Origin of the sequence: Gemmobacter sp. (genome assembly GCF_016792925.1) — a bacterium.
Classification (GTDB): Bacteria; Pseudomonadota; Alphaproteobacteria; order Rhodobacterales; family Rhodobacteraceae; genus Gemmobacter.
Window position 1 is genome coordinate 1 of sequence record NZ_JAEULU010000170.1, and the last position, 5,048, is coordinate 5,048.

Here is a 5,048-nt window from a genome sequence, read left to right on the forward strand (position 1 = left end):
GAAGGGATTCCCATGCCCCATGCTCACCTTGGCCCTGCCGATGCCCCCGGCTTCTGGCTGGATCATCCCGCGCATCGTGCCTTCCTGCGGGCCGAGGCCGCGCGGCAATTCGCGTTTTTTGCTGCCAGCCCAAGGCGTTACCCGAATGCGGCGCCGGGGTTTCATGTGCTGGATCATGACGGCGCGCCCCTGCCGGAGACCCTGCAAGAGCTGCATACCACGACCCGGCTTGTGCATTCCTATGCGCTTGGTGTGGCCTCGGGCATCCCCGGCGCGGGCGAGATTGTCGATCTGGGCATGGAGTATCTGTGGTCGCATCACCGGGATCGCAGCCATGGCGGCTATGTCTGGGGCATGGCGGGCGATGCGGTGGCGGATGGGCGCAAACTGGCCTATGGCCATGTTTTCGTGCTGCTGGCGGGGGCTTCGGCCAAGATGGCGGGCCATCCCGATGCCGACCGCCTGATGGCCGATGTGGCAGAGGTGCTGGACCGGCGGTTCTGGGAAGAGGGCCCGGGGCTCTTTGCCGATGAGTTCAACCGCGACTGGACCCCGTTCTCGGATTATCGCGGCATGAATGCCAATATGCACGCCACCGAGGCGCTGTTGACCGCCTATGAGGCGACGGGCGAGGCGCTGTATCTGGCGCGCGCCGGGCGCATTCTGGCGTTTTTTCTGGGCCGGATGGCGCCTGCCCATGGCTGGCGCATCCCCGAACATTACCGCGCGGATTGGTCGGTGGATGCGGGCTATGCGGGCAATCCGATGTTCCGCCCGGCGGGCACCACGCCCGGACATTCCTTTGAATTCGGGCGTTTGGCCCTGCAATGGTGGGATTTGGCGGGGCGGCCCGCCGATGGCACCCCCGCCCGCGCCCGCGCGCTGATCGAAGAGGCGCTGAAGGCCTGGCTGCCCGAGGGCGGGTTTGCCTATACGCTGGGCTTCGACGGCGCTGTCGATGTGCGCAACCGCTATTGGTGGCCAGTGACCGAGGCGATCGGCGCGCTGGCCGCGCTGATCAAGCTGGAGCGGCGAGCCGAGGATGAGGTCTGGTATCGTCGCCTCTGGGCCTTTGCCGATACCAGCCTGATCGACCATGCCCGGGGCGGCTGGTTCCCCGAGTTGGATGCGGCCGGGGCGCCTGCGGCCACCCAGTTTGCCGGCAAGCCCGATCTTTACCATTCGGTGCAGGCCGCGCTGTTCCCCCTCGCGCCGGGCCTCTCGCGCGCGGCGCGTGGCTTGCAGCAGGTTGAGGCGGATTAACGCTTTCTCAACCTTTGGCAGGCAGAGTTCCTGTTGACGGATGCCCGGCATTGCGTTCTCAATCGGGAAACAATGATCGGAAAGATCGCTGGCAGGGGGGATCATGGCAACCAAAACGGGAAGCGGACAACTTCGCAGCGGCTGGTGGATCTTGCCGTCCATTTCGCTTGGCACCGGCGTCTGGGCCTTGATCGGGGTGGCGCTGATCTGATCCCCCTGCCCGATCTGTTTTTCGCGCGCGATGTCGTGCAGGTGGCGCGCGATCTGGTCGGCGCCTGGTTGCAACTGGGTGCCTGCGGCGGCTGGATCACCGAGACCGAAGCCTATGCCGCCGATGATCCCGCCTCGCACAGCTTTCGCGGCCAGACTCCCCGCAATGCGGCCATGTTCGGCCCGCCCGGCACGGCCTATGTCTATCGCAGCTATGGGCTGCATTGGTGCCTGAATGTCACCTGCCTGCCCGGAAGCGCTGTGCTGTTCCGATCCATGGAGCCTGTGGCGGGGCTTGACCTGATGGTCAGCCGCCGACAGGGCGCCCGCCCTCTGGCGGCAGGCCCCGGCCGGTTGGGGCAAGCGCTTGGGGTCAGCGCCGCCTTGAACGGCCAACGCTATGCCACGCAAGAGCTGTTGCTGGCCCCCGGCCCTGTGCACGAGATCGTCTGCGGCCCCCGCATCGGCATCCGTCAGGCGGCGGATCGGCCCTGGCGCTTTGGCCAGGCGAAGTCTCCGTATCTGTCGCGCCCCTTCCCGGCAGCCTGATCATTTGCACCCGCACCGCATTCACCCTGCCGGATGTCGCATTCGGCACATGGTGGATGTCGCTTTTGTCCTAGCGTCAACAAGCAAGGTGCCGCTGGCGACAGCGGAGAATTGGGAAGCCGGTGGAACTCCGGCGCTGCCCCCGCAACGGTGACGGGAGAGTGCGGCGAATGCCACTGGGCAACCGGGAAGGCGCCGCACAGGGCCGCAAGGCCACTCTCCAGCCCGGAAACCAGCCTTCGCATGCGAAACGCGCAAGCGCGGGTTCGGGGAACGGTGTGGAGAGGCACCGCCGGACAAGAGCTTGCCTCAACAGGAAAAATCCTGCGCGGGGAGGCGCAGGACAGCGAGGGAACGAGATGCTCAGCCAGTCCGAAATGCTGGCGCGCCTTGGTGCGCGCCGTGAAAACTATTCGCTTGAACGCGACCTGTACTGCGACGAGGGGGTGTTGGCCCACGACCTCGACCAGATCTTTTACAAGGAATGGCTGTTCGCAATTCCATCCTGCGAGATCCCGAAAACCGGCAATTTCGCCACGCTGCAAGTGGGCGCCTATCCGGTGGTGATCACCCGCGGCACCGATGGCATGATCCGGGCGTTTCACAATGTCTGTCGTCACCGGGGCCAGCGGCTTTGCGCCAAGGAAACCGGCTCGACCCCGAAGCTGGTCTGCCCCTACCACCAATGGACCTATGATCTTGACGGCAAGCTGATGTATGCCCGCGACATGCAGGACGGCTTTGATCTGGCCGCGCATGGATTGAAAAAGGTGCATTGCGTCGATCTGGGCGGGATGGTGTTCATCTGTCTGGCCGAAGTGCCGCCCCCCATTGCCGATCTGGCGAAAGCCGTCACCAGTTACCTGGCCCCCTCGGGTCTGAAAAAGGCCAAGGTCGCCCATAGCTCGACCATCATCGAGAAGGGCAACTGGAAGCTGGTGATCGAGAACAACCGCGAATGCTATCACTGCGGCGGCTCGCACCCCTCGCTGTGCCGCACCTATTCCGACAATCCGCGCATGACGGCGATGGAGGGCCCCGATGCCGCCAGCCCCGATATTCTGGCGCATTGGGCGCGTTGCGAAGCGGCGGGCCTGCCCTCGCGCTTCATCAATCACCCCAGGATGCAATGGCGTCTGGCGCGCCTTCCGCTGCTGAACAATGCCGAAAGCTATACCCTGTCGGGCAAGGCGGCGGTGAAGGGCAAGCGCATGGGCGAGATGCCGTTCAATGATGCGGGCAGCCTGCTGTTCTTCCACTATCCGAACACCTGGAACCATTTCCTCGCCGATCATGCCATCGTGTTCCGCGTGCTGCCGATCTCGGCCACCGAAACGCAGGTGACGACCAAATGGCTGGTGCCCGAGGATGCGGTGGAGGGCGTCGATTACGATCTGGCGGATCTCACGACCGTCTGGATGAACACCAATGACGAGGACCGTCAGGTGGTCGAGGAGAACCAGAAGGGCATCCTGTCGCCCGCCTACGAGCCCGGCCCCTATTCCACCATTCAGGAGGAAGGCGTGATCCAGTTCGTCGACTGGTATTGCGAGACCATGACCACCCGGCTGGCGCCCAAGCCCGCCCTCGCAGCGGAGTGAGCGGCATGGCCAAGACACGCGCCAACTGGACGGCAGAATCGTGGAAAGACAGCGAGTTGCTGGAATGCGCCATGGTCGTGCCGGAAAATGACGACACTGCCAGCTTTACCTTCCGCGCGCCTTCGGGCGCGTGGTTCGACTATCAGCCGGGGCAGTTCATCACGCTGGATCTGCCAGTGGACCCGAAGAATGTGCCCGGCGGCAATGTGCAGCGCACCTATACCATCAGCTCCAGCCCCTCGCGGCCCCTGTCGATCACGGTGACGGTAAAGGCGCAGGCGGGCAGCATCGGCACGCGCTGGATGCTGGACCATCTGAAACCGGGGGTGAAGATCAAGGCCTATGGCCCCAACGGCATCTTCACCTCGCACAAGCATCCGGCGAAGAAATACCTGTTCATCTCGGCAGGCTCCGGCATCACGCCAATGATGTCCATGACGACCTGGGCCTGGGATTCGGGGCAGATGCCGGACATCGTGTTCGTCCATGCCGCGCGCCGCCCGTCGGAGATCATCTTCCGCGAGCGGCTGGAGCAATTCGCCAACCGGGTGCCGGGGCTGCAATTGCGCTTCACCGTGGAGGAGGCCGACCCGTTCCGCGTCTGGCCCGGCTACAAGGGGCGGCTGAGCCAGATCATGCTGGGGCTGATGGCCCCGGATTATCTGGAACGCGAGGTGTTCTGCTGCGGGCCGGAGCCCTTCATGCAGGCCGTGCGCGACATGTTGAACGCGCTTGGCTTTGACATGAACCACTACCATCAGGAAAGCTTCGGCCTTGCCGTGGCGACCGAGGCGGAAAAACCGGCGCTCACCGATGTGGTGCCGTCGGAGGCCGGGGCCTCGATCAGCTTCACCGCCTCGGGCGTCACCGCGCCTTGCACCGAAACCGACACGGTTCTGGCCGTGGCGAAACGCTCGGGCCTCAACATCCCCTCGGGCTGCACCTTTGGCCTGTGCGGCACGTGCAAGGTGAAGAAAACCGCAGGCGAGGTGCATATGGTGCATAATGGCGGCATCTCGGACGAGGATGTGGCTGAGGGCTTCATCCTGGCCTGCTGCTCGCATCCGATGGGGGCGATCAGCGTCGAGGTCTGATCCCTGGCTTTGGCGCCGCAGGCCTTGCCCTGCCGCGCCAAAGCGTGTAAGCGGCTGCCCTTGCCCTGGAGCGTCTCCGGCCCCTCTGATTGAAACGGGTCGTCGCAGGTGATACCATGGCATGCAGATGACCCCGGCGCCGGGCGATGGGCGCGCTTACTGGAGGACGATGTCCTGTCTCATTCTGATCCTGCGACCGGGCTGCCGGTCGGACCGAGGGCCGCGCGCATGACCGATGCCGACCCGTCGAGCGAGGTTCTTCTCGCAGCCGTCATCGCCTCGCTGGAGGATGACAAAGCCGAGGACATCGTGCAGATCGACCTGCGCGGGC

At 64.7% G+C, this 5,048-nt stretch carries 4 protein-coding genes and 1 riboswitch; all 4 genes read left to right on the forward strand.

Features of this window, described 5'->3' with window-relative positions; all coding sequences use genetic code 11:
- The first annotated feature begins 12 nt into the window (after positions 1-12).
- The 4 genes from JNN06_RS08105 to JNN06_RS08120 all read left to right on the forward strand — a co-directional run bounded on the left by JNN06_RS08105 (position 13) and on the right by JNN06_RS08120 (position 4,717).
- On the forward strand, positions 13-1,263 hold the full coding sequence (locus JNN06_RS08105) for an AGE family epimerase/isomerase (protein ID WP_291239089.1): 1,251 nt from the start codon (positions 13-15) through the stop codon (positions 1,261-1,263).
- A 144-nt stretch (positions 1,264-1,407) separates the two neighbouring features.
- Positions 1,408-2,022: a DNA-3-methyladenine glycosylase gene (locus tag JNN06_RS08110; RefSeq protein ID WP_291239086.1), complete on the forward strand. Its 615-nt coding sequence runs from the start codon at positions 1,408-1,410 to the stop codon at positions 2,020-2,022.
- Between the two features lie 69 nt (positions 2,023-2,091).
- Positions 2,092-2,278, forward strand: a riboswitch (cobalamin riboswitch).
- 103 nt (positions 2,279-2,381) lie between these two features.
- Positions 2,382-3,623 carry an aromatic ring-hydroxylating dioxygenase subunit alpha gene (locus JNN06_RS08115; RefSeq protein ID WP_291239087.1) on the forward strand — a complete coding sequence of 414 codons (1,242 nt, stop codon included), beginning with the start codon at positions 2,382-2,384 and terminating at the stop codon, positions 3,621-3,623.
- Positions 3,624-3,628: 5 nt separating this feature from the next.
- A complete protein-coding gene (locus JNN06_RS08120; protein WP_291239088.1) occupies positions 3,629-4,717 on the forward strand; it encodes a hybrid-cluster NAD(P)-dependent oxidoreductase in 1,089 nt (362 codons plus the stop codon).
- The last annotated feature ends 331 nt before the right edge of the window (positions 4,718-5,048 follow it).

Excerpts from the sequence above, each read along its gene's own strand:
- JNN06_RS08105 (WP_291239089.1), top strand. The coding sequence starts at position 13 with ATGCCCCATGCTCACCTTGGCCCTGCCGATGCCCCCGGCTTCTGGCTG.
- JNN06_RS08115 (WP_291239087.1), top strand. The coding sequence starts at position 2,382 with ATGCTCAGCCAGTCCGAAATGCTGGCGCGCCTTGGTGCGCGCCGTGAA.
- JNN06_RS08120 (WP_291239088.1), top strand. The coding sequence starts at position 3,629 with ATGGCCAAGACACGCGCCAACTGGACGGCAGAATCGTGGAAAGACAGC.